We start from the raw sequence: 25,200 nt of genomic DNA, 5'->3' as shown, positions 1-25,200 counted from the left end.
TCATAAGCTATCAAGCCAATCTTCATCCCGAATTTCAATTCCTAACTCCTGAGCCTTGGCTAGCTTGCTGCCGGCATCTTGGCCAGCCACTACCAGGTCCGTTTTTTTAGAAACAGATCCGGAAACATTGGCACCCAGACTCTGCAATTTTTCCTTGGCTTGATTGCGGGTCAATTTTTGTAATTTACCAGTCAGAACAACCGTCATACCAGATAGGGCTGCATCAGCCGCTGCCTTTTGTCCCAGATAGTCCAGATTCACACCTGCTTCCTGCAGTTCCGCCAAAAGAATCTGAGAGCCTTCCTGCTCAAAATAGGTATGCAGGCTTTGGGCAATCACCGTCCCAAGACTGTCGATAGCCGCAATCTCTTCTTGGCTGGCCTGAGACAACCTAGGAATATCATGGAATTTCTCCAGCAAAATCCGACTGGCCTTGCTTCCCACATGGCGAATCCCCAAGCCGAACAAGAGGCGTTCAGCCGAGTTTTCCTTAGAAGCTTGAATAGCAGTATACAATTTATTTGCTGATTTTTCCTTAAAGTTCTCTAGTTCTAGTAAATTTTCTACCGTCAGCCGATAGATTCCAGCCACATCCTTGACCAGATTTTGAGCAAAGAGCTTCTCTACTACTGCTGGACCAAGACCAGTAATGTTCATGGCATCTCGGCTGGCAAAGTGAATCAAGCCCTCCTTAATCTGGGCTGGACAGAGCGGATTGATGCAGCGCAGAGCGACTTCATCTTCAAAGTGTACCAGCTCACTCTCACAGCTCGGACAGTGACTTGGTATTTCCAGATGCTCCTCTGAGACACGCTTGGAGTCCACCACTCGCAAGACAGCAGGAATAATATCTCCCGCTTTATAGACGATAACGGTGTCTTTCTGACGAATATCCTTCTCTGCAATATAGTCCACATTGTGCAAGGTTGCTCGGCTGACAGTCGTCCCCGCTAGCTGAACCGGCGTCAGATTAGCTGTCGGAGTCACAACTCCCGTCCGACCCACTGTCCAGTCAACAGATAGAAGCTGGGCTTCCTTTTCCTCAGCTGGAAACTTATAGGCGATAGCCCACTTAGGTGCCTTGACAGTAAAGCCAAGCTCCTCTTGCATCGCCAAGTCATTAACCTTGATGACAATACCGTCAATTTCATAAGGCAGGCTATCCCGCTCCTCAGCGATCTTTTCGATAAACTCCCAAACTGATTCAATAGAGTCCGCCAGAATATGAGTAGGATTGACTGAGAAGTCCAAATCTGCCAGCTTGTTTAAGACCTCTTCTTGGCTGCCAACCTGAGTAGGACTGGCTTCTTGGTATAGGAAAGTCGCTAGATTGCGCTTAGCCACAACTGCTGTGTCCAGCTGGCGCAAGGTTCCCGCTGCTGCATTACGTGGATTGGCAAACTCAGGCTCACCATTTTCCTGTCGCAGCTGATTGACCGCATCAAAGGATGCCTTGGGCATATAGCACTCTCCGCGAACCGTAATGTCCAGCGGTTCTTTCAAAGTCAGTGGAATATCCTTGACTCGCTTGAGATTTTCAGTAATGTTTTCACCAACAGAACCATCCCCCCGAGTCGCTCCTGCTACCAAGATTCCATTTTCATAGGTCAGGGAAATAGAGAGCCCATCAATCTTGAGTTCACAAAGATAAGAAACTTGTGGAAATTCCTTGCGAACCCGCTGGTCAAAGGCTAGTAATTCTTCACGTGAAAAAGCATCCTGCAAACTAAAGAGAGGATACTGGTGTGGATATTTTTCAAATCCTTCTAAAATCTTCCCACCCACCCGATGCGTCGGACTGTCAGGCAGGATATCGGTTGGGTACTTTTCTTCTAACTCCGCTAACTCACGATAGAGTCTGTCATACTCGCTATCCGATACACTTGGCCTGTCTGCCGTATAATACTCATGGGCATATCGGTTGAGCAATTCTACTAATTCTGACATTCTTTCTTTCATACTTCTATTTTATCACAAATACACAAAATCTTCCTCTATTTGTTCCGAATTCTTCCTAAAAAAGAAAAGGACATAAAAAGAGCGGAAATTCCGCTCTCTGCTGTTTTATTTTGTCAAATCAATACTTTTTGCAATCTGGTTAATAAGGATAGCTCCAACAATCAAGGAAGCAAATTCTCCAATGGCCGTTGTAAACCAAGTCAGGAAGAATGGCAGGCCTTGCAAGAAGTGTAATTCTGCAGCGATTGTCACCATCGAAATAGAGAATAAAACTGCAAAATAGAAATGATCCAAACGAATCAAGCCTTTAATCAGATATTGATTCTTATAACGACTGAAAAGGTAGACACCTAGTGACAGGAAGACCAAGGTGGACCCACCACCGACAAAGACATCAACGATTCCAAAACTATAGAGATTGGCAATCATACAGCCAATGGTCACTCCCATGATATATTTCCGATTATAAAAGGCCATAAAGTTCATCATTTCAGAAATTCTGAACTGGTAAGCACCATAGCTAATAGCATTTAAAGGCGGCGTAATCGTAAGAGCTACATAAATAGCAGCAATAATGGCAATCTGAGCCAAATCACGAACTCTCAGTTTTTCTTGTTTCATGTTTTCTCCTTTAGCGGCTTTACCGCGTGTAATATGCTTGGCGAAAGAAGCTAAGCGCCAAGGGTTGCATCACATGAGAGGAGCATTATTTGTTGATTCCCCCACAGATTTGGCAACCCAACTAGTATAGCATAAATCCCAGAAATATGATAGACTATCTTTATGAAAACTTTAATCAAAAAATTCTTTGACAATGAGGTTCTGTCCTATCTTTTCTTTGGTGTGGCAGCTACCCTTGTTTATATGACCACTCGTCTTCTTATCTTCGCTCTTACGGGACAGACATTATTTGCCACTATTACTGCTAATGTCACAGCAGTTCTTTTTGCCTTTATCACAAATGATACCATTGTCTTTAAGCAGCAACGCAAAGGTTGGCAAAAGCGACTTTTTAAATTTGCTCTGGCGCGTTCTGGCACTCTTTTGCTAGACATCGTTCTTGCAAAATTATTAGTGGATACTTATCCTAATATTATCGGGCAATTTGTCAACAATAACCGCAATCTTATCAACTCTATCGAGTCACTTTTTTCTCAAGTACTTATTATTGTTCTCAACTATGTTTTCAGTAAAGTCTTTATCTTTGAAAACAAGAAAAGCTAATTGACTATGATACTTCAACCTTAAAATATCAAATCTGGACCAGATAATTCTGATCCAGATTTTTTTATTCTCAGATTTGCAAGCTTGGATTATCAAGCGTCAGATGGGTGATTTCACCTTTGACACCAAAATAGTCCTCAATCAGAGTCTGAAGCTCTGTCATGGCTGCTTGTGCACGCGCTGCTTGCTCTCCATTGATGGCCTCGATGACCAATATGGCATTCTTGGTCTCCTCAGTCAGCATGGTCCGCTGGGCTTCTCGCCAGTTAAGACAACGGCATACAGCTCCCTCTGCATCATAGTAGATGATTTCTTCTGGCAAAGCCGGCGCGTCACTCTCAGCACCCAATGGGAAAAAGGCTTCCCCACCCTTGGCTTTACCTAAATAAAGACCTCCGACAATCTTATCCAAATCCTCACCACCACATGGAACCGCATAAGACAGCGAGACACTGTTGTAGATATCAACCAAAGGATTGATTGGATGAAATTCACGCCCCTGACTGACCCGCTTGAGCAGAGCTTCGATAGAGGATCGTGCCCCTTTCTTGGTCTTGAATTGGCTGAAGGCCTGCCGCCACTCCTGAATGACTTCATTCTGAGTGAAGTTCTCATCTAAGATAAAGTCTTCAGCTCGTTTCGCTCCCTTATCCAGCAGGGATTTGAAATAAGGATCCTTACTTTCATCCACTCGATTATCCAGTCCCTTGACCACTAAAACACTAATCTGAGCTTCCGGAAATACTTGCCAAAATTCATGTTCAACTGTAACTTTCATGATGTACCTCTTCAATCTTAATAGTTTCTTTTTTGTCCTTTTTTGACTGCTTCCCAGTCACCTGTGATGTTTTCACGCACTCGGACCAGCATTTTCTCCAAGGCTTGAACTTCCGCCTGAGAAAAGCCCTGCAGGGATGTCTCTTCAGAATAGTCATTCTCAGCTAGGATAAAAGGATAGAGTTTTTCCCCTTTTTCCGTCACAAACCATTCCTTGTTCTTCTTGTTGCCCTTGGCTGCCTTCTGCTGCACCAAGCCCTTGGCCTCTAGCTTCTTGACAGAACGGGCAACAGTTGAGCGATCCACCTTGAGCAGCTCCGACAGTTCCTCTTGGATAATTCCTGGATTCTCCGCGATTCGCACCAGATAAAGATATTGCCCCCGTGCTAGCTCTATGTCACGGAACTCAATATTAGCAATGGAATCCAAAGCCCGGGCGATAATCCCAATTTCCCGCAATACTGACATATCTTCTCCTTTTAAATTTTATTTAAACATATTATATCGCATTTTATTGCAAATGCAATAAAATTAACTAAAAAGAAAAAAGAGGAAAATCCTCTTTAAATTTGGCAAAAAAATCTTTTTCTAGTTTTCTTCCTTATAATATTTTTGCAATTCTTCCGCTGAATTAATGACATGTTCCTGCCCATCTACTGAATATTGAGCTGGGATAGTCACGTTCTCAAATACATTCGTTCCAGGCGGAAAGAAGAGTTCGGTTACGTTTTTTACTAACTCAACATCGGTTTCTTTATTTAAGAAAGCAATACAAGCATCTTTTTCATGCATAATCTTATATACTTGGGGATATTTACTTAATAGAAGTGAATTCTCAAATTGTTTTTCTGAATAAGAACTTTCCAGGGACATCCATGTTAAATGAAGTGCGACACCTCTTTTTTTCATACGTTCAGCAAAATTAGTGGCGGTCGTAAAACCATTAGGAAGTTTTCTATATGGATTGATTCCCTTATCTGAAACAATTCTCCCTTCATCTAGATTAATACAATATGCCTTTTCTTTATCAGTTGACTTCTGTCTTAAATAGATTACTGCATAATACTTTTGAGTGTTTGAGTCCGCTATAATATCTGAACGTATTTTTATCGGAATCAAATCAGAGTCGTAGTTACGAACCATCTCAAAAACATCAAATTCTCTCTTTTTTAATTTTTTATTCTGGAATTTGTAGACTGCCAACTTCCAATATTCCCCTTTTTGAGGAATATTTCGATTAAATTCATCTTTATTCAATAGATTGGGATTAGCCTTTAGCTTCATGTAACTATTGACGAAATATCCGTAGTCAAACTCTCTTATAACATTATAATCAGGATCTACTATATATGATTTTGCTTTTTTCATATTTTCCTGTTCTTCAGAATTTACAACGTTCCAGTTATAAGCAATAGCCTTATCGTTTTCAAGAAAGCTATAAACAGGTTCATATTCAGGAGAATAATATGTAAACTGTCCGTATTTTTCTTGGAACTTCTTTGCCTCTTCCTTACTCCAAATAAAATACATTGCAGCTCCTAGAAGCAAGACCAGGGCGACCGCAATACTCTTCCATTTAGTTAGTTTTTTACTTTTCATACTTATTTATCCTTTTCCACTCTAAAACAACATCAGTCCTCTTCTTCATCCTGCTCCTTCTTCTTGAAAGTAAAGCGTCCAGTGCTCTCAACTTGGAACTCTGACTCACAGCAGCTCTGGATACTGGCATTGAGCACTGCGCCAACAATCAAAATTTTAGCAATCATGATAAACCAAAACATCATCACAACCATAATGATGGAGCTGAAAAAGCGAACATCAACCAGGTGATTTAAATAATTATCCATGTAGACAGAAAAGATATTCAGCAAAGCCAGAATAGTCAGAAGCACAAAGGCACTGCCCGGCAGAACATAGCGTTTTTTGTTGATTTTCACATTAGGAAGAAAATAATAGAGCATAACCAAAACCGCAAAGAGTAAGGCGTAAATCAGGGGCTCGGTAAAATTCTGCAAGTGCTGATAGAGCTGGCTATCTAGCTTCCAGTAAGTACGGAGGAAGTCCAGCGACATATGACCAAACATGGTCAGAAAGAGGGCCAAGGCAAAGAGAATCTGCAGACCTAGACTCACAAAGAGACTCATGACGCGATGGGAAATCAGACCCCGACTCTTAGCCACCCCATAAGCTTTGTTAAAGGCAATCTGGAGGAAATTCATGGACTTGGAAAAAGTCCAAAGAGCCGACAAGACTGAGAAGCTCAGCAGGCCAGTCGAAGGCTGGGTCAGCACTTCACGCATGATTTTTGCTACAACATCATATAAAGTCTCTGGAAGCATGTCCTTGATGGCTGTCAGAAAATCCGCCACCGGAATGTGAAAATAGGGCAAAATATTCACCACAATTAAGAGCAAGGGAAAAACGGAAATCAGCCAATAATAAGCAACTGCAACGCTGGTCAGCTCACTATCTGCCTCTTTATAAAAACGGAAAAATTCTCTTAAAAACTGATTTCTACGAATCTTGGCAAAAAATTTCTTCACTCTCTTCTCCTTCAAAAAAAGCTGAGACAAGTGCCCAGCCTTTGATTTCTAATAAGTCCCTTCTTCTCCCTGGCTGGTCAGAATGACAGGACCATCTTTTGTAATGACAAACTGATGCTCATACTGACAGGACAGGCCGCCATCCAGCGTTTTATGTGCCCAGCCGGTCTCAAAGTCCGTATCGATTTCCCAGGTACCTGTATTGATCATGGGCTCGATAGTCAGAACCATTCCCTCACGCAAGCGCAAGCCGCGTCCTGCTCGACCGTAATGCGGCACCATAGGCTCCTCATGCATGGTTGGACCAACACCGTGCCCCACCAAATCCCGCACAACGCCATAGCCATGACTTTCAGCATATTCCTGAATAGCTGCGCCAATGTCGCCGATACGATTGCCAACCTTGGCAGCCGCAATTCCACGGTAGAGACATTCCTTGGTCACATCCATCAGCTGCTGAGCTTCTGGGCTAATTTTCCCTACTGCATAGGTCCAACAAGAATCCGCCACACCGCCCCGGAAGCTCTCTGTGTGTTGCTTCATCTGTTCCACATTGTCAAAATCTAGCTTGGACACATCCAGCTCTGCCTTATCGACCAAGCCAACAACCATATCAACACTGATGACATCACCTTCTACTAGCTTCTGATGACGAGGAAAGGCATGGGCTACCTCGTCATTAAGAGAGCAGCAGGTCGCATAAGGATAGTCCATGACAGAGCCTTCAACACCAATCTGCAGGGGCAGCGCATTGTCTTCTTTACAACGCTTGCGGACATACTCTTCGATGTCCCACATGTCAATGCCTGGCTTAATCAAGTCTCTCAAACCAATATGGACAGAAGCCAGAAAATCTCCACTCTTGTCCATCAAGTCAATTTCACGCTGTGATTTTAAAGTAATCATTCTTTCTCTAAATTCCTCTTCTTAATTAATTTTCACTGTAATCGTAGCTTTGGCAACCAGCATTGCTTCCAGATACATCTCAAAGTCAATAATAGCTGTCCGCCTAGTCTGACGGATAATACGCGGCTGGATATGCAGCAGGTCATCAATCTGAACCGCCTGAAAGAAATAAATCATCAGCTGGTCGATTATCAGGCTGCGGCCGCTGTTGACCATGAGCTGCTGGGTAATCCGAGTCAAAATTTCTGTCAGCACACCGTTGGCCAGCACACCATTTTGCTCCAGCATAAAAGGCTCAACAGTAAAGGAAAACAAATCATCCTGACGGCTAATCTTCTGTCCCACTTGCTCACTGAAAGTCGGCAAGCTGGAAATCTGAGAACGACTCATTTTTTCCATAATGTCCCGCCGCGTAATCACACCCAGCAAGGTCTGATTGCTGCGCACTACTGGTATCATTTCGAAGTCTTCTGCAATCATGCGCTGGCTGATATTGGCAATATTAGCAGATAAGCCTGTCATAAAGACGTTTTTCGTCATGACCTTGTCCAAGGTTGTCAGAGGAGACTTATCCCCAGCATCCCGCATGGTTACTACTCCCACCAGCATCTGCTGCTGGTTGATAACCGGAAACCGGCTGGCACGATTGCGACGAACCAAGTCCAGATAGTCACGAACAGTATCAGTATCATGCAAGAAGCCGTACTCATGGCTGGAGCGATAGACCTGCTCCACTGTTAAAATATCGGTCTTGATCTGCATATTGGACAGGGCACGATTAATCATGGTTGCAACGGTGTAGGTATCGTGCTTGGTCCTGAGAACCGGTATATTAAGCAAATTAGCCATCTTCAGAACTTCCGAGCTGACTTCAAATCCTCCGGTTACCAACACCGCATTCTCGTTTTCCAGCGCCAAAAGCTGGATTTTTGTCCGATCTCCAACAATCAGGAGACCTCCCTCATTCAGATAGCGCAGGATATTCTGCTCCGTCATGGCTCCGATGGAAAACTTATTAAATTCTTTTTCTAGACCATCTTCTCCAGCCAATACTTCTGAGCCAGTAATATCAACAATTTCCTTGTAGGTCAGATGCTCCAAAACAACTTTCTTGGACTTAACCCGAACCGTACCACTCCGAGGCCTGGTCTCAACAATACCGCGGTTCTCTGCTTCCTTGATCGCTCGATAGGCCGTCCCATCACTAACTCCCAGATAGTTTGAAATACTGCGGACACTGACCCTCTTGCCGATTGGAAGATTTTCAAGATAGGTTAAAATTTCCTGATGCTTACTCATTAAAATCTCCTCTCTCATAACGGTACTCCAGATAATCTCTCATCTTCCTCGTGTACCGATCGCTCCCTTTAAACTGCCGGTAGAGGCTGAAGCCAGATTTTTGAGCCACCTTTTGACTAGCTAGGTTCTCTGCATGAGTGATAATACTGAGGCGTTTGAAGCCAAAGCGGGTAAAAGATAGAAAAGCAATCTCTCGAACAATTTCTGTCATCAGCCCTCGTCCCCAGTAGTCTTGCCGTAGGAAATAGCCTAACTCAGCCTCTTTCTTGATCTCGTCCATCTTTTCAAACTTGACAGAGCCAATCATTTCCTGCGTTTCCTTGTGACAAATGGCCCAAATCCCCAGAGGATTTTTCATAAAGAAATTGGCAATGACGTATTCACTTTCCTCTAGGCTTGCTTCTGTCGGAAAGATGAACTGAGTATTTTCCGGATTGGACGCAATCTTATATAGGGCCCCTGCATCTTCAAAGACAATGGGGCGCAAAAAAACATGCTCTGTCTCAATAAATGAGCAGGCTGCTAAATGTGTCCATAAATTCATCTGCTACCTCTACAAAAAATAAGCGAAAAACGCTTATTCTTCTATCAACTGGATATCTGCACCCAGACTTGTTAATTTTTCAATAATATTAGAATAGCCACGCAGGATAAACTCGATATTAGTAATCTCTGTCTTTCCCTGAGCCATCAAACCTGCAATAACCAAGGCAGCTCCTGCTCGTAAATCAGTTGCCTTGACCTGAGCTCCCTGCAGTTGATTTGGTCCCTCATAGACAATCTGGTCGCTGCTGGTCGAAATCTTACCTGCCATCTTAGCCAGCTCCGCCACATGGTTAACCCGCTTCTCATAGATGGTGTCTGTAATCTTACCATGGCCATTAGCCGTCAGTAAGAGCGGGGTAATCGGCTGTTGTAGGTCAGTTGCAAAGCCTGGATAAGGAGAAGTCTTGATGTTTATAGCACGCAGATTTTGCTGCTCTTCGACAAAAATGCTGTCTTCAGAAACCGTCATCCGAACACCCATTTCCTCAAGCTTGGCAATAAAACCCTCTAAATGCTCATAAAGGACATTATTAATCTGAATTCCCTGACCAATAGCTGCAGCAAGGGCGATATAAGTTCCAGCCTCGATACGGTCTGGAATTACTTGATGGCGCGTTCCATGAAGGTGTGGAACCCCCTCAATCGTAATAATATCAGTTCCTGCTCCACGTATATGCGCTCCCATATTATTCAAGAGAGTTGCCACGTCGATGATTTCTGGCTCCCGCGCTGCATTTTCAATAATGGTCCGACCTTTGGCCTTGACAGCAGCCAACATAGTATTGATGGTAGCACCCACACTGACCGTATCCATATAAATGCTAGCACCTTTCAGCTGCTGACCTCCTGTGGATAGGTTCATGTAGTTACCGTCCATGGTCATCTTAGCCCCCATCGCTTCAAAAGCTTTGAGATGCAAGTCAATAGGACGCGGCCCCAAGTCACAGCCACCAGGCAGACCTACCGTTGCTTCACCATAGCGACCAAGCAAGCTGCCATAGAAATAATAGGATGCTCTTAGACTGTTGATTTTTCCATAAGGCATAGGGACATTTTGGATACCACGCGGATCAATTGTCAGACTGTCCTCAGAGCGAGTAACACTAGCCCCCATGGCAATCATGATATCAATCAGACTATCCACATCCGAAATATCCGGAACGCCATCCAACGTTACAATATCATCTGCCAGAATCACAGCCGGAATCAAGGCAACGACACTGTTTTTAGCACCATTAATAGTCACCTCTCCTTTTAAGGGGCGACCACCATGTATTACAATTTTTTTCATGTTTAAAATAAAGCTCTTTCAAGGTATTGCCATTTATTATACCACAGATTCGAGAAATTTCCTATACTTTTAGATAAATAAGACAATTGAAATTAAAATGAAACGGGGAAAATTGCTTTTTCAACAGTTCTTTCAGAAAAACACAGTATTCCCAAGAATGAGAGAAGCGCAAGGCTAGACTGCTTAACTTTTAAAAGCCACCTATATAAAAAAGCTCTCAACCATTACGATTGAGAACTGTCATCTTACTGCACTGCTGCTTTCAATGCCTCTACCTTATCCAACTTTTCCCAAGGCAGGTCAATATCTGTCCTACCCATGTGGCCATAAGCTGCTGTCTGACGATAGATTGGACGTTTCAGATCCAGCATTTGAATGATACCGGCCGGACGCAGATCAAAAATCTGACGAACTGCTTCCTGAAGCTTGCTTTCTGCAACAGCACCAGTTCCAAAAGTATCGATGCGTACAGAAACCGGCTGAGCCACACCAATGGCATAGGCTAACTGCACTTCTGCTTTCTTGGCCAGTCCCGCCGCCACGATGTTTTTAGCAATGTAGCGAGCTGCGTATGAAGCAGAGCGGTCGACCTTGGTTGCATCCTTACCAGAGAAGGCACCGCCACCGTGACGAGCATAGCCGCCATAAGTATCCACAATAATCTTACGGCCAGTCAAGCCAGAGTCTCCTTGCGGACCGCCAATTACAAAGCGGCCGGTTGGATTGATGAAAAATTTTGTCTTATCATCCAGATACTGGGCTGGAATAACTGCTTTAATCACCTTTTCAATCACATCACGATGAATCTCTTCATTGGTCACTTCTGGATCATGCTGGGTCGAAATAACTACCGTATCCACGCGCACAGGCTGGTCATTTTCATCATACTCAACGGTCACCTGAGACTTAGCATCTGGACGCAGATAGGAAATCTCTCCTGATTTGCGCAACTCTGCCAATCGACGGACTAGCTTGTGACTGAGCGAGATAGGAAGCGGCATGAGCTCTGGCGTTTCATCCACAGCAAAGCCAAACATAAGCCCCTGGTCTCCAGCACCAATCAAGTCCAATGGATCTTGATCTGCATTCCCACGAACCTCCAAGGCTTCATTGACACCCTGAGCGATATCTGGCGACTGCTCTACCAAAGACGGATGCACACCAACTGTCTCTGCTGAAAATCCATACTCTGTATTGGTGTAGCCAATCTCAGCAATGGTATCACGAACCACACGGTTAATATCTACATAAGCTGTGGTCGAAATCTCACCAAAAACATGAACCGAGCCCGTATAAACGGCTGTTTCAGCAGCCACATGAGCATCTGGATCCTGACTCAAGACAGCATCCAAAATAGCATCGGAAATTTGGTCTGCAATCTTATCAGGATGCCCCTCCGATACAGACTCAGACGTGAAAAGTTTACGTTCTGACATAGAAATGTCCCCCCTTAAATAAATTGTTATAGAGTTACAAAGTACTGATAGAAAAAACTACCACCTTATCGGGACTATATAACTTCTTCATTATACCATAATTTACGATACCACTCCCTTTTTTTAAAAAAAGAACAAGATATAGATTAAAACTATACCTTGTTAAGCTCCATTCATTCTTGGAAGTTAACCAACCTATCCAGACTAAATAACAAAATAAAAACATAAAGAGAAGATATAGTTTAGCACCAAATTTTCTTCTGTTACCTCTCCACTTCTTTAGCCATTAGAGTTCCGAACAAAACAAGAGCTGCTAAAACAAATGGAGCGATTTGAAAAAGAAACCAATCTGGGTCTCCTGCAAAAAAGGCAGAAATCAGGTAAAGTCCTGAACCTGCATACAGTAAACCCCTATTTCCTCTATTCTTTCCAATACCAGTTAAAACGGTCGCAATTAAAATACAAATTAAGCTGGGTGCTAGGAAAATTAACAAGACGATCCCCCATGGACCTGCTAGAGTGAAAAGTAAAACAAACAAGACAAGATAAATTATCGATAGATAAAAAGCAAATGACAGCAGACCTGACCTATACTTGGTTTCTTTTGAATTCTTCATAGTAACGTCAGGAATATTTTGTTCCTCAATAGATTGATTATTATCTTTATTCATCTCATTATTCGTCATTTGATTCATCCTTTCTAATTATTTTTTAGACTGAAGAGGCAAGATATCTATCCCACTATTGTTCCTCAGATAATAGCATTTCGCTTATGTCCAACCTCTATAATACACGCTTGATTCAGAGAATATTTTGCTACATAACATACATATGCGCTTTTCACATAAACTCCTCATTCTATACCAAATCCGTCTGAGCGATAGCCTTCTTGACATCATCCAGCGGCAGATGAACTAATTCCACCTCTTTCTCCTTGTAGAGATACTGAGCATAGTCATCTATGCGATATTGGTTGATGTAGACCACCCGCTTGCAGCCGACCTGAAGCAGTTGCTTGGTACAGTTGAGACAGGGAAAATGAGTCACATAAGCCGTAAAGCCCTTGGGGACTCCCCGCTCGGCTCCTTGCAAGATGGCATTGACCTCAGCATGCAAGGTCCGCACGCAGTGACCGTCAATAACCAAACACTCATGGTCAATACAGTGCTCAGTCCCTGAAACTGATCCATTGTAACCAGTTGAAATAACCTTATTATCCTTAACCAATACAGCGCCAACCTTGGCCCGCTTGCAGGTTGAGCGATTAGCAATTAAGAGAGCCTGAGCCGCAAAATACTGGTCCCAAGCTAAACGATTCTCTGACATGATTTCTCCATTCTACTGATTTTTTATTTACATATATGTCTGTTTTTATCTATTATATCGCAAATTCCTAGTTTTAACTAGCTTTACCATGAAAGCTGTCTTATCAGTAACAAGCCTTTATCTATACTATAAGTGGCATGGCAGGCTATTTCTCTCTTCATACTTTTCATTAAGAGTTATCAAAAAAGAACCAAGGAAATCCTCAGTTCTTATTTTAATTATTTACCAAGCTTAGCTTTAGCTGCATCTGCAAGAGCTGTGAAAGCTGCTGCGTCGTTAACAGCTAAGTCAGCCAACATTTTACGGTTAACTTCAATCTCAGCCAATTTCAAACCATGCATCAATTGTGAGTATGAAAGTCCGTTCAAACGAGCTGCCGCATTGATACGAGTGATCCAAAGTTTGCGGAAGTCACGTTTTTTCTGACGACGGTCACGGTATGCATAGTAGTAAGAATTCATTACTTGCTCTTTTGCAGTACGGAACAAGATATGTTTTGCTCCATAGTAACCTTTAGCTAATTTTAAAATACGTTTACGGCGTTTGCGTGATACAACGCCACCTTTAACACGTGCCATTTATATTTCCTCCAATATTTCCTAGATAATTGTTACAGCAGCTCTTATTTCAGACCTGTAAGCATTGCTTTGATACGCTTGAAGTCTCCTGCATGCACCATTCCTGCTTTGCGAAGATGACGGCGTTGTTTCTTAGTCTTTCCGTGGAAACGGTGAGAAGTGTAAGCACGGAAACGTTTCAAGCCACCAGAACCTGTACGTTTGAAACGTTTAGCTGATGCGCGGTGTGTTTTTTGTTTTGGCATAATGTTTTCTCCTTTTTCTATCTTTCTGACAATCTATTTTTTGTCAGGAATTGGCGCCATCTGCATGAACATCTGACGTCCATCCATCTTAGGCTTTTGCTCAATGATAGCAACATCTTGAGTCGCTTCAGCAAAATCTGCTAAAACTTTAGCCCCGATTTCTTTGTGGGTAATCATCCGGCCTTTGAAGCGGATAGATACCTTTATTTTATTTCCTTTTTCAAGGAATTTGCGTGCGTTGCGAAGCTTAGTGTCAAAGTCTCCCTTATCAATGGTTGGACTGAGACGGACTTCCTTCACAGTAACAACACTTTGTTTCTTGCGTTGTTCTTTTTGTTTTTTCTGGTACTCAAATTTGAACTTGCCATAGTCCATAATTTTTGCAACAGGTGGTTTAGCTTGTGGCTGAATCAGGACCAAATCAACATTTGCTTCATCCGCAAGAGACTGCGCTTCGCTCAGCGGTTTAATACCTAATTGTTCGCCGTCAAGACCGATCAAGCGAACTTCACGCACACGAATTTCATCATTGATGAATAAGTCTTGTTTTGCTATGGTTTTCACCTCTTTTTTTATTTTTAGAGAAAAACAAGTGCGGACCTGCTAACGCAAACCCGCACTACATGATAGTATTTCATCACTGAAACTAAATCCTGTAGAGCCAGACAACGTTAGTCGCAAGGCGAGAAGCTCTCACTTCTGCTTTTCTCAACTCTACTATCATATCAATTTTCATTTTATTTGTCAATGATTTTTTTCGCTTTTTCTTCGATAAATGCAACAACTTCAGAAATTCCAATACCAGTTGTATCAAAATGTATGGCATCTTCTGCCGGTCTCAATGGCGAAACTTCGCGGTGACTGTCCTTATAATCCCGCTCTGCAATTTCTTCTTTCAGTTTGTCCAAATCAGCTGGAATTCCTTTTGATAGATTTTCCTTATATCGGCGCTCAGCTCTTTCATCAACCGAGGCTACCAGATAAATCTTGAGCTCAGCCTGAGGCAAGACAACCGTTCCAATATCACGGCCATCCATGACAATCCCTCCCTGAGCTGCAATTTGCTGCTGCAAGGCCACCAGTTTCTCACGGACTTGAGGAATGGCAGATACCCAGGAAACATTATTCGTAACTTCATTTTCCCGAATCGGGTGAGTCACATCCACGTCGCCAACAAAGACTAGCTGCTCGCCATCTTCCGCTCGACCAAAACTGACCGAATGATTATTGAGCAAGTCTACAATTTCAGTGGCATCTGCTTCTGTCAGATGATGCCGCAGAGCCAGATAGGTTGCAGCCCGGTACATGGCTCCTGTATCTAAATAAGTATAGCCAAAATCCTTAGCAATAATCTTGGCAACGGTCGATTTTCCACTGGAAGCTGGACCGTCAATCGCAATTTGAATCTGTTTCATAGCTGGCTCCTACTCAATCTTCACAACGTCACCTGGATTGGCATACCAAGAACCAGTGGACATATGAGAAGGGTTAAGCTGTTCAAGCTTGGCAATAGAAATACCTGCACGCGCTGCAATGGCTGCCTCACCTTCACCAGGCTGGACAGTCAGAGTTCCTTCAGAGGATTCTGTAGTATTTGCCGCCGTCTGCTCTGCTGTAGAAGACGCTTCGCTGCTTGAGGTTGCTGCTGAAGTGCCGTAGAAACCTTCCATTTGGGTTTGTCTATTACTCCCTCCAGTAGACAGATAGGTCAGGAAGCACACCACCGCAACCACTAAAATACAGAAAATAATGGTTAATATGGTCAATAAGCGGTCTGCATTCAAGGCGCTAAACTTCTTGGTTCGTTTCAACTTATCTTCTCCGTTATCGTATACATCTTCTTCCCATGGTTCTTTTTCCATGACTTCCTCCTTGAGTTTTTCTTAAAATCTTATTACAATATGGGTATGAAAGTAACACTCATTCCCGAACGGTGCATTGCCTGTGGGCTCTGTCAAACCTACTCAGATCTTTTTGACTATCATGACAATGGCATCGTCAAATTTTACCAGGACGACCAGCTCCTAGAAAAGGAAATTGCTGAGGATCCCGATGTCGTGGAAGCCATCAAAAACTGCCCAACCCGAGCTCTTTTGAAAGACTAGGATTTTTTGGACTGACTGCCATAGTAAGCTTCAAAATAGTCAATATGGGTAAAATTATCTACTAATTCTACCTCACCCTTAAAATGCTCATTAAGGGCCAGGGCATTGACAAAATATTTCTTAGGCCACTTGCGCATACAAAAACTCCGGCTGCGGTTCTGCCCTTTAAAATATAAGGTAATTGACGTCTTAGTCACTTCGACTTTTTCAATATCTGAAATCTTGACCTTTATCGGAGTAAAGGGATTGGCTGTAATAATTCGCAAGGTTCCATCGTCATAAATGGTAAAATAACGATGAACTCCCATTCCCAGCAAAACCATGAACAAGAAGAAAGAAAACAGAACAAGAGTCGGCACTCGTGAGCTTTCATACATCAAAGCCAGGCCAACAAAAATCGGAATGACCGATAAAGACCAATATATTATCAGGATAGCTACATCTGGCTGCCAGTGATAGCGAACCTTACCGAAAATCTTTATCATGCTCACACCCCCATACTACTAGTTTAGCATAAATTAAGAAAAAATAGAACAGGTAGACTTGCCTATTCTATTTTTTTATTTATGATTTTGCTGTCTTAAAGAAGCTATCAGACAAGTAGCCCTTGCCTCTGACCATATCATACTCAATCAGTTTCAAATCATCTGCTATTTCTTGAGCTTCTTCGTCCAATTCCTTTTTATCCACGCTGGCCTTATGCAATACTTCTGTTAATAAAGCATAGTAAGGTGATACTTTGGAATTTGTCTGCTCCAGTAAGAGAGCGGAGAAATCGCTAGAATTGACCCTTGGATAATCAAGTTTAGGAGTTTCATAATTACTCCAAACGAAATAATCTGTTAGATATTGGCTTTCTGGATCTTCTTTAAAGGCTGACTGAGGATAGAGACCAGGCAGATGGTCACCGTAAAAGACGACTGTTACTTTTTTATCTACCTTTGAAAGCTTCTCAAGAAAATCATTGGTGGCCTGATCTGTATGGTAAAGCATTCTGACATAGCTGGAAAGAGATTCGTTCCCTTCCTTGCTAAAATCAGGATAGCTGGCAGACATGTAGACAGGATTGGGTTCACTCCAAGGCATGTGGTTCTGCATGGTCATGACAGAGAAAAATTGCCCCTGCTTGCCATTCAAATGTTCCAAGACCTGATTATAAGTCGTTTTATCGCTGTAATTACCACCTATATTATCACCCTTTAGGCCTTTAGTACCATAGTGAATAAAGGTATCAAATCCCAAATCCTGGTAAATGACATTTCTGGCATAATTGCTAGGGGAGGCCAGATGGATTACTGTCCGATTCTTAGATGAATAAGCATCACTAATGGAAGGGAATCTATTCATCCTCGGGACAATTTCAGTATAGAGAACCGAAATAGACGGAGACAGATTATAAAAAGGTAAACCAGTCAGGGTCTGAAATTCCATGTTGGCCGTTCCTCCACCATAGCCGTCTGACTTCATAAGTCCACTGGTGGTGCGAGTTTTAACTTCCTGAATATAAGGAATTGGATTTTCAGACATGGTAACGCCGTCAACCCGAGCAGGGTCAGAAAAACTTTCACTCAGGAGATAAATTACCGTTTGATCTTCGATTTTATTCTGGCGGTCTTTGTTAATAGCTTCCGCAAGATTCTTATACTTTCTTTCTATCTCTTGAATCTTTTCCTTAGAATAGCCACGCGGCTCAATCATGGTTGTATCCGACATCTGTGAAAACCAGACAAAAGAAAGGGAGCGCAGCTGTGAATTGACAGTATTTCCCATCCAAGTCAGGTCATGGAAATTATTTAAGATCGAAATAACTGGGATATTCTCTACTATTTTGCCATTCTTTTTAGTAGCAAATATATCCATGACTCCCAAGAAAAAGACCAGGGGCAGGACTAGCAAGAGGAGCTGGTATTTAAGAACGGTAATGAGCTTGCCTGGCAAGATTTTCTTACGCAAATACCAGTAGAGAGCGCCTAAAGCAACTAGTCCCAAGATAGCATAAAATCCATAATTGCCTCCGAGAAAGTCAAAGAGGGTCTTGGGATTTCTCAGCCAGACCATATCACTAGGCAATATTGGCTCTTGGCGATACTGAAATTTCAGACTGCTAGCTATGGTGGCAATCACCACTAGCGCTGTTATCAGCATGGTTGGCAGGAGAAAATGATTGAAAATCAGGTAAAGAGCCATAAAAATCATGAAAAAAACGATGATTTGAAAGAGACTGGCTCCAGTGAAAAGATACTGATCCAAAACAATCACGTCTCCTCGGATACTATTTTGGATTGTATAGTTAAATATAAGAGCAAACACTGCACTCAACACAAAAGCGACAGAAGCACTGGCTTTATTCTGAGCAAGATCGCGCAATCCCTTCACAGCTAGAAAGCTAGGGAGAGAAAGCAGGATAAAGATAAGTGCGATAAGGCAGAGGAAAGTTAGCATAAAGTTCTGCGTTATATCCAACTTGCCTTCCTCAAGGAAATTCACTAAATAGCTTTGGTGATGCAGCAATTCCGGCATCTTATCGTCCATCAAAGCAAGAAATAGAAAGAATTGGGATAGAAAAAGATTTTCCAGTACCTCTCTATTTTTCTTAGTAACTTGCAAGAACTTACCTGGGAAGCGTTTTTTAAGCTTTGGAAAATGAATAAAAATATACGCAAATAAGAAAATCAAAAGCAAGCCAGGCAGGGAGTTAAGCTGCCAAAAATGATTGCTGAAAACTCGATCTGCTTTGAACTCAAAATCATTGACATGCTGTGTTACTGTCAGTAAGTAAGAAAATCCAGTATAGAGAGCGTAAATAATAGCTAACCATATAAAGAATCTTTTGCTGAAGAGCTGAGACAAAAGCTTGCCCAAGCCAAACAAAAGAGGAAGCAGCATCAGAAAGGCCAGCCACAAGGCAGGATAGCTCCGTAAATCTTCGCCTTCCTCCAACAACAAAACGGTCGTAACAGCGACTGTATCTAAAAGTAAAAAACTAATTAGCAGGTATGAGAACTGCTTATAGTGGTTGAGTAAAAATTTCATTTTTCTTTCTGGTAAATAGTTATATTCTCTAGCAAGATTTTTGTGAATTAAGAATCTCACTTTTTCTTTAAAAGATTGGACAAACGATTTCTAATCTTTTGAGATAAATTTTTCTGACTTAATTTTTCTTTTTGCTCGGTCAACTCTTCCCTTTTCCTCTGCCAGTCCAGTAAAGAGGGGAGAGAAGATAAGGGCATAATCTTGAAATCGTAATGACTGTCCCAAGCTAGATAAACCAATAAATGCTCTAAAACATCAGACAATTCCTGCTCAAAGAATGGCAAACTTTCTAAGCTCTTCATTCGGAACATACTAGTCAAAGCAGAGTATTTAAACCATACAAAGCCACCATAGACTCTCGTAAGAGAAGGGGTGGTCATAAAGTCAAAAGACTTATGCAAACCAGCTTCCTGCCAGACAGCAGCCAGACTTGGACGCGGCGGTTCTATCTCAAACAAGCCATCTCTGACTAGGCGCGGCAAATCTGGAATAACCAGCCCTACAGCAGAATCCTGCTCCAACGCTTCTATACTTGCATCCGCATAATCCACCATCATATTTATCAAATCAGAGCGCATAGCTTGGTCAAAAACTGCCTGATTCTCCACCAATCGATGAGTAGATAGGTGACCGATATAAGCATAGTCTTGCAGAATTTCCTTCTGCTCTAGCATGGCAAGCCAGGCATGAGATTTCTGACTTAGGATAATCTGCACTTTATTGCCTAGATGACCCAGAGCTGTCTGCAGCTGTTTCAGCATTTCTGGCTGCGTTACAGTCACTAAATACTGATACTGAGACGACAGAGAGAATAGCTTGTCCTGATACTGCTGAAAAATAGGAAAATCTGTTACATGAATATGCAGGAGGACAGGCTGATCTGTCCGATAGTTCGAAGTTGCCTGAGACAAATACTTGTCCTGCAGCAAACAAGGAAGGTCTGGACCAAAATGATAGAACAGGTGTTCCCTAATAAGCGAAGTTGGATAGGATGAGTTGGTTTCAAGATCTTCCAGCAAATACCTAGCCAAAAAAGGGTTGCCTGTGAGAGCTTTTACCTTTAGAAAAGGAAGCTTTGCTTCCAGAATTCTAAGAGGTTTATAGTATGAAAAATCTGGATGAAGCAATTCTCCCGCTTCTTCCTGACGGGTATCAAGGAGAGATTGATATCTGAATCCTGCCTCTACAAAACGTTTGGTAAACTGGGTCTCGTAATGGTCTATGACATCTTGAACGTCAGTAAAATCTTCTACCTGAGACCAAAATTCACGGAAAGACTTGTCTTTGAGAACTGACTGCTTAAAGGTGACAAAGTAGCTCTGCAGGTGCTCTTCAAAGTACCTGGTCTTGCGAAAATTAGTCATTCCCCAAAAATCTGCTTGCGGTTCCTCTTCAAAGCGCTGATAAATGGGCGCCAAATCCCATAGTGGACCAAAGCAAGTGTCGTTCATGAGAGTCAGAGAGTCTGAGTTCTGCAAAGTATCAAAACCCAGCCAGTTCATACCGTCACGCCAAGCTGCAAAATCAAAGCCTCGATTATCCCGCTCAAGCAAGTCAGAAATTCCCAAGTCTTCTCTCAGCCGGCATTTGTCCTCATTGCTCAAAGGACTATTTGAAATAAAAAGAATTTTAGAAAAAAGCGGCTTTAGCTGCTCCAATTGATAGAAGACATGACCGCTTATATGATTGCATTTATTGAAATGAACATAGAGTAATATTCGTTCCATGAAAATACCTTATTCTTTATGATTGAGAAATCTTCCAACTGCCATTACGCTGGATTAAGCCAGTAGCAGAATCCTTAGCAGAGACATCGTCATCCTTAATATCCTGGCGATTGACTAAGATAACTGGGTTGTTCTGAGAGTCTGCAAAGGCTAAAATCTGTTCTTCCTGATCCCGCACCGAAACCTGCAGTTTTAACTTAGCGTTATTTATCTGTGTTACATGACACTTGTAAGTCAAGCGCTTCTGTCCAGGTCCTTCTGTCGGCTGATCCATGGAATTATCATTGTAAAGCCAGATAGTTCGATCGATATCTGTCAGAGAAAAGGAAACATAGGTCGGTAGGTCTTGATTAACCTGATAAGAAATTTCAAATTCAATCTCTTGTTCAGGTGAAATCTGAGGCGAATGCAAGAGCTTAACCTTCAAATCAGAAACCGCTGCATTCTCAACCTGGAATCCTTCGTTCATGGCTTTTGTTTCAGTCGCATTGTCCAGACTGTACTGGTTGGCCACATCATCTGGATTGCCAATAGCCTTGACCAAGCCATTTTCAATCAAGACAGCCTTATTACAATACTTTTTAACAGCTCCCATATCATGGGTCACCAGAATGGTCGTCTTGCCTGATTCCTTGCGATCTTTGAAGTAGTCATTACACTTACGCTGAAAGGCTTCGTCCCCAACAGCCAAGACCTCGTCCAAAATCAGAATATCACCCTGAGCCTTGATAGCCACTGAAAAGGCCAGACGCACTTGCATACCGCTGGAATAATTCTTAAGTTTTTGGTTCATAAACTCGCCCAGCTCAGCAAACTCCACGATATCATCGTACATGGCATCTACTTCTTCTGTTGAGAATCCCAGCATGGCACCGTTCATATAGACATTTTCGCGGCCAGTTAGTTCTGGATTGAATCCGACACCCAGCTCAATAAAGGAAACCAACTTACCATCAATAGTTACCTTGCCCTTCTCCGGAATATAAATCTCAGAGATAATTTTAAGGAGGGTAGACTTACCAGAGCCATTGCGCCCGACAATCCCGTAGAAGTCACCCTTTTCGACCTCAAAGGAAATATCTTTCAAAACATGCTGTTCTTTGTAGCCTTTGATTCCCTTAAAACGATTGACTAGACTGGTTCTTAAACTCTGAGTAGCCTCAGTAGGCAATCGAAAGAATTTACTTACATGGTCGACTTTTACTGCAATATTATTTGACATTATAAAATCTCCGCAAATCTCTTAGCATTTTTATTAAAGAAGAACAAACCTAGAGCCAATATCACAAAAGGAATCAAGTAAGGGATGAGGGCGATTAGTTTGTTATTCACAATATCCCAGCCTCTGACATTAACAGGAGCAACAATGAAATGGCGCATGTCCTGCAGCATCTGGGCAATCGGATTGAGCATCATAATTTTAGCTACAAAAAGTTTTTTACCATCCAAAAGGAAGTTCAGAGAGTAGATAATCGGGCTGGCGTACATTCCTGCTTGAAGAGCCACTTCCCAAATCGGTCCAATATCCCGATACTTCACAAATAAGGAAGACAGCATGAGGGCACAGCCCATTGCCAAGACCAATACCTCCAGAAAAAGAGGAATAATCACCAGCGTATGCAATCCGAACTCCACCTGATTAATCAAAGCGAAGAGGAAAACAACGACTAGATTAATCAGAAAATTGATAGCTGCTCCAAGAACTGATGAAAAGACGATGGTATGCTTAGGAAAGTTTAATTTACGAAGCAAATCTCCCCGAGAAACGATGGAAAGCATGCCCATATTAGTGGCTTCGGTAAAGAAAGACCAGAAAACCATCCCCAGCAAAAGCCCTACTGTATAGTGGGGTGTCCCGTCATCAAAGCGCAAAAAGCGGACAAAGACCAGATACATGATAGTAAACATCATCAATGGCTTCAAAATCGACCAGAGATAGCCGACCAAGGACCCTTGATAACGCAACTTAAAATCCGTCTTGATTAATTCTTTCAAAAGAATTCGATTTTTTTTACTAAAAAAATCCATGAATATTACTCCTTATAAGCAAACTTTGTGAGAATGAGGCTCGTAAAAACAAGGGTATGAAAAGCACGGTTTTTACGGTAGCCATACTGGCGAATCCTGCGCCAGCGCTCCTTAAAAGGCGCCTCCATAATGGTCACAAAGTTCTCAATTAACTCTCTATTTTCAGCAGTCAGCGGCAGAACCAGCAAATTTCTAGCCTGAGTCTGACTGTCTTTTATCAATTTCCAATATTTGGCAAAAAGAACATGGGGACGAACCCAGTTTTTTACGCGTTTTCTGAGCGTTCGAGCTCCCAACACATTATTCGAATGCTGACGATAGAGCTCACCCGGCTTGTCAATATAGACTAGATTGCCAAAAGCCGCAGCCAGCAAGCCCAGATACCAATCGTGCATGAGCAGTTCATTCTCTTCCTTCCCAGTCCAAAGTTGGGCCAAGGCGCGATTTATCATAGAAACACCACCCGTCACTGTATTCTCCGTCAACTCTTGGACTAGTTCTGTATTAGCGTGATCTGACTGAGTGCGAATCATACTTTCGTGAACAACCTGTAGCTCTTGATCCACGACCTTCAAGTCAGTATAAACCAGCAAGGGCTGACTGCTATCATACTTGTCTGCCTCAGCCAATTGCATGGCAATCTTGTCTGGCAGCCAAACGTCATCTTGGTCGCTAAAGAGATAGAAATCCGAATCTTGGTATTGAAGCAAGCTATGAAAACTCTGAATGACACCCAGATTTTGTGGATTTTCCCGATTGATAAAGGAAATACGGTCATCCTTGCGACAAAAATCTTCAATGACAGCACGCGTCCCATCTGTAGAGCCATCATCACGAATCAGCAGCTGCCAGTCCCTATATGTCTGCTCTTGAATACTCTTAATCTGCTCGGCCAGAAACTGTTCCCCATTATAGGCGGACAGAAGAATGGTCACTTTCATGATAAAAATAAATCCTCATATTCACCCACAATTTTTTCCCAGGTGTAGTTTTCTTTCATATTTTCTTTGGCGGCTTGACCTAGCTCCGTAAACTCTGTTTGAGCATCTACTCGGTCAATCAGCTGGGCCAGCTGACCTTTTTCTTTTTCCCAGTAGAGAGCCGTCTCTTTTGCTACCTTCCGATTGAAGTCCACATCCAGCACCAGATTGGCATCTGTCTGAGCCAGTGCTTCCAAGAGTCCCGGATTGGTCCCGCCAACCTCATGGCCATGTATGTATGCAAAAGCATGATTACGGATATATTTGAGCAGATTCTGATCATAAACCGTCCCGACAAACTTAATGCGAGAATCACGATCAAAGTCCGTTTTCTGCTTGAGTTCTTCAAAGTAGGGATTGCCCTCATGATTGCAGATGATCAGCAAGTCACGTCTGGTTTTGGATTTCATAAATTCTTGAATGATGGTTTCATAGTTGTTTTCCGGAACGAAGCGTCCGACAATGAGGTAATAGTCTTTTTCCTTACTGGCCCACTTTTCAAAGAATACCCTGACCTTACCTTCGTTTTCTGTCAGATTGGACAGATAAAGGTCAGTTCCATAAGCGATACAGGTCGTTTTAGACCAAGGATAAGCTTTTTGAATATAGCTTTCGATGCCTTGATTGTCCGCGATAACCAAGTCTGCGTGCTTGGTCATAACCTTCTCAGAATATTTGAGATAGGCTTGAACTGGCTTAGACCACTTGGCCCGCTTCCACTCCAACCCGTCAGGATTAATAAAGAATTTACCGCCTGCCTGATGGATACGACGAGCAAAGGGAAAGATAAAAGCACCAATCGTATTTCCAAGAATGTAAAAAATTGGCTGTTCAATCTGCTCTTTTTTAGCAAACTTGAGGGCATAGGAGACAGCCATCATATCATAGGCAATTACGCGGGCCGGACCAAGCTTGGGTGGCTTGACTGTAAAGCAGTCTACTCCCTTGTAGTCAAAATGATGAAAAGCTTCATCATCTGATAAGCAGGCCACATGATACTGGATTTGAGAAGAGATTTGATGCTCCGTCAATTTCTCGACAAAAGTTTCAAATCCTCCATATTTGGCAGGAAGTCCCCGACTCCCGATGATGAAGACATGTTTCATGATTTCCCTCAATTCAAGATTTTACAATCCATTCTATTATACCACTTTCTAGTGTGTTTGTATAATACAAAAAGGACAGGTAGAGCCGCGG

The 25,200-nt window shown here is 42.5% G+C and carries 27 protein-coding genes, 1 riboswitch and 1 other annotated feature; of the genes, 2 read left to right on the top strand and 25 right to left on the bottom strand.

Annotation, left to right across the window (positions count from 1 at the left end):
- Complete coding sequence (gene ligA, locus K1I94_RS01550; RefSeq protein WP_223314192.1) at positions 1-1,959, bottom strand: NAD-dependent DNA ligase LigA; 1,959 nt, start codon at positions 1,957-1,959, stop codon at positions 1-3.
- Positions 1,960-2,064: 105 nt separating this feature from the next.
- Entirely contained in the window at positions 2,065-2,580 is a 516-nt protein-coding gene (locus K1I94_RS01545) for a QueT transporter family protein (protein ID WP_223314191.1), read from the bottom strand.
- A riboswitch (PreQ1 riboswitch) is annotated at positions 2,578-2,714 on the bottom strand. It overlaps the preceding gene by 3 nt.
- A gap of 28 nt (positions 2,715-2,742) precedes the next feature.
- Between K1I94_RS01545 and K1I94_RS01540 the strand changes: the two genes are divergently transcribed.
- On the top strand, positions 2,743-3,183 hold the full coding sequence (locus K1I94_RS01540; protein WP_002895065.1) for a GtrA family protein: 441 nt from the start codon (positions 2,743-2,745) through the stop codon (positions 3,181-3,183).
- Positions 3,184-3,253: 70 nt separating this feature from the next.
- Here K1I94_RS01540 and K1I94_RS01535 read toward each other — a convergent pair whose 3' ends face one another.
- The 16 genes from K1I94_RS01535 to K1I94_RS01460 form a co-directional block, all read right to left on the bottom strand.
- Positions 3,254-3,961 (bottom strand): B3/B4 domain-containing protein, encoded by a 708-nt coding sequence (locus tag K1I94_RS01535; RefSeq protein ID WP_223314190.1) that lies wholly within the window; start codon positions 3,959-3,961, stop codon positions 3,254-3,256.
- A 17-nt stretch (positions 3,962-3,978) separates the two neighbouring features.
- A complete protein-coding gene (locus K1I94_RS01530) occupies positions 3,979-4,428 on the bottom strand; it encodes a MarR family winged helix-turn-helix transcriptional regulator (RefSeq protein ID WP_223314189.1) in 450 nt (149 codons plus the stop codon).
- A gap of 120 nt (positions 4,429-4,548) precedes the next feature.
- Entirely contained in the window at positions 4,549-5,559 is a 1,011-nt protein-coding gene (locus K1I94_RS01525) for a hypothetical protein (protein WP_223314188.1), read from the bottom strand.
- A gap of 32 nt (positions 5,560-5,591) precedes the next feature.
- Positions 5,592-6,518, bottom strand: a complete 927-nt coding sequence (locus K1I94_RS01520) for a YihY/virulence factor BrkB family protein (protein ID WP_223314705.1) — start codon at positions 6,516-6,518, stop codon at positions 5,592-5,594.
- 33 nt (positions 6,519-6,551) lie between these two features.
- Complete coding sequence (locus K1I94_RS01515; protein ID WP_060975871.1) at positions 6,552-7,409, bottom strand: methionyl aminopeptidase; 858 nt, start codon at positions 7,407-7,409, stop codon at positions 6,552-6,554.
- 21 nt (positions 7,410-7,430) lie between these two features.
- A complete protein-coding gene (gene spxR, locus K1I94_RS01510) occupies positions 7,431-8,708 on the bottom strand; it encodes a CBS-HotDog domain-containing transcription factor SpxR (RefSeq protein WP_185756118.1) in 1,278 nt (425 codons plus the stop codon).
- Entirely contained in the window at positions 8,701-9,252 is a 552-nt protein-coding gene (locus K1I94_RS01505; protein ID WP_223314187.1) for a GNAT family N-acetyltransferase, read from the bottom strand. The genes spxR and K1I94_RS01505 overlap by 8 nt, the downstream gene beginning before the upstream one ends.
- Positions 9,253-9,285: 33 nt before the next feature.
- The gene (locus K1I94_RS01500) at positions 9,286-10,545 is read right to left on the bottom strand and encodes a UDP-N-acetylglucosamine 1-carboxyvinyltransferase (protein WP_223314186.1); all 1,260 of its coding nucleotides are present in this window, start codon (positions 10,543-10,545) and stop codon (positions 9,286-9,288) included.
- A gap of 245 nt (positions 10,546-10,790) precedes the next feature.
- Positions 10,791-11,981: a methionine adenosyltransferase gene (metK, locus tag K1I94_RS01495; RefSeq protein WP_223314185.1), complete on the bottom strand. Its 1,191-nt coding sequence runs from the start codon at positions 11,979-11,981 to the stop codon at positions 10,791-10,793.
- A 263-nt stretch (positions 11,982-12,244) separates the two neighbouring features.
- Positions 12,245-12,667 carry a hypothetical protein gene (locus K1I94_RS01490; RefSeq protein ID WP_223314184.1) on the bottom strand — a complete coding sequence of 141 codons (423 nt, stop codon included), beginning with the start codon at positions 12,665-12,667 and terminating at the stop codon, positions 12,245-12,247.
- A 172-nt stretch (positions 12,668-12,839) separates the two neighbouring features.
- Complete coding sequence (locus tag K1I94_RS01485; protein ID WP_002895042.1) at positions 12,840-13,307, bottom strand: deoxycytidylate deaminase; 468 nt, start codon at positions 13,305-13,307, stop codon at positions 12,840-12,842.
- Between the two features lie 218 nt (positions 13,308-13,525).
- Complete coding sequence (gene rplT, locus K1I94_RS01480; RefSeq protein WP_000124830.1) at positions 13,526-13,885, bottom strand: 50S ribosomal protein L20; 360 nt, start codon at positions 13,883-13,885, stop codon at positions 13,526-13,528.
- A gap of 44 nt (positions 13,886-13,929) precedes the next feature.
- Positions 13,930-14,130, bottom strand: coding sequence for a 50S ribosomal protein L35 (rpmI, locus tag K1I94_RS01475; RefSeq protein ID WP_002895038.1), 201 nt, complete (start codon positions 14,128-14,130; stop codon positions 13,930-13,932).
- A 33-nt stretch (positions 14,131-14,163) separates the two neighbouring features.
- Positions 14,164-14,694 carry a translation initiation factor IF-3 gene (infC, locus tag K1I94_RS01470; RefSeq protein ID WP_002895037.1) on the bottom strand — a complete coding sequence of 177 codons (531 nt, stop codon included), beginning with the start codon at positions 14,692-14,694 and terminating at the stop codon, positions 14,164-14,166.
- A 16-nt stretch (positions 14,695-14,710) separates the two neighbouring features.
- Positions 14,711-14,841, bottom strand: a sequence feature (ribosomal protein L20 leader region).
- A 26-nt stretch (positions 14,842-14,867) separates the two neighbouring features.
- Entirely contained in the window at positions 14,868-15,545 is a 678-nt protein-coding gene (gene cmk / locus K1I94_RS01465) for a (d)CMP kinase (protein ID WP_223314183.1), read from the bottom strand.
- A 9-nt stretch (positions 15,546-15,554) separates the two neighbouring features.
- Entirely contained in the window at positions 15,555-15,992 is a 438-nt protein-coding gene (locus tag K1I94_RS01460; RefSeq protein ID WP_223314182.1) for an SAG1386/EF1546 family surface-associated protein, read from the bottom strand.
- 45 nt (positions 15,993-16,037) lie between these two features.
- Between K1I94_RS01460 and K1I94_RS01455 the strand changes: the two genes are divergently transcribed.
- Positions 16,038-16,235: a ferredoxin gene (locus K1I94_RS01455; protein WP_295345912.1), complete on the top strand. Its 198-nt coding sequence runs from the start codon at positions 16,038-16,040 to the stop codon at positions 16,233-16,235.
- On the opposite strand, the gene K1I94_RS01450 is transcribed toward K1I94_RS01455, so the two are convergent.
- The 7 genes from K1I94_RS01450 to cps2T all read right to left on the bottom strand — a co-directional run bounded on the left by K1I94_RS01450 (position 16,232) and on the right by cps2T (position 25,109).
- Positions 16,232-16,720: an EbsA family protein gene (locus K1I94_RS01450; protein WP_002900006.1), complete on the bottom strand. Its 489-nt coding sequence runs from the start codon at positions 16,718-16,720 to the stop codon at positions 16,232-16,234. The two genes, K1I94_RS01455 and K1I94_RS01450, sit on opposite strands and share 4 nt — an antisense overlap.
- A gap of 79 nt (positions 16,721-16,799) precedes the next feature.
- Entirely contained in the window at positions 16,800-19,268 is a 2,469-nt protein-coding gene (locus tag K1I94_RS01445; protein ID WP_223314181.1) for an LTA synthase family protein, read from the bottom strand.
- 56 nt (positions 19,269-19,324) lie between these two features.
- Entirely contained in the window at positions 19,325-20,995 is a 1,671-nt protein-coding gene (locus K1I94_RS01440) for a rhamnan synthesis F family protein (RefSeq protein WP_223311648.1), read from the bottom strand.
- Between the two features lie 16 nt (positions 20,996-21,011).
- A complete protein-coding gene (locus K1I94_RS01435) occupies positions 21,012-22,217 on the bottom strand; it encodes an ABC transporter ATP-binding protein (RefSeq protein WP_002914804.1) in 1,206 nt (401 codons plus the stop codon).
- Positions 22,217-23,023 carry an ABC transporter permease gene (locus tag K1I94_RS01430; protein WP_002897250.1) on the bottom strand — a complete coding sequence of 269 codons (807 nt, stop codon included), beginning with the start codon at positions 23,021-23,023 and terminating at the stop codon, positions 22,217-22,219. Before K1I94_RS01430 ends, K1I94_RS01435 begins: the two co-directional genes overlap by 1 nt.
- A 5-nt stretch (positions 23,024-23,028) precedes the next feature.
- Positions 23,029-23,964 carry a glycosyltransferase family 2 protein gene (locus K1I94_RS01425; RefSeq protein WP_011837185.1) on the bottom strand — a complete coding sequence of 312 codons (936 nt, stop codon included), beginning with the start codon at positions 23,962-23,964 and terminating at the stop codon, positions 23,029-23,031.
- Complete coding sequence (gene cps2T, locus K1I94_RS01420; RefSeq protein WP_223314180.1) at positions 23,961-25,109, bottom strand: beta 1-4 rhamnosyltransferase Cps2T; 1,149 nt, start codon at positions 25,107-25,109, stop codon at positions 23,961-23,963. Before cps2T ends, K1I94_RS01425 begins: the two co-directional genes overlap by 4 nt.
- Between the last annotated feature and the right edge of the window lie 91 nt (positions 25,110-25,200).

This window comes from Streptococcus sanguinis (assembly GCF_019929145.1).
GTDB lineage: Bacteria > Bacillota > Bacilli > Lactobacillales > Streptococcaceae > Streptococcus > Streptococcus sanguinis_U.
Note: the sequence above shows the minus strand (reverse complement) of the source record. Positions and strands in the feature narration are given on the sequence as shown.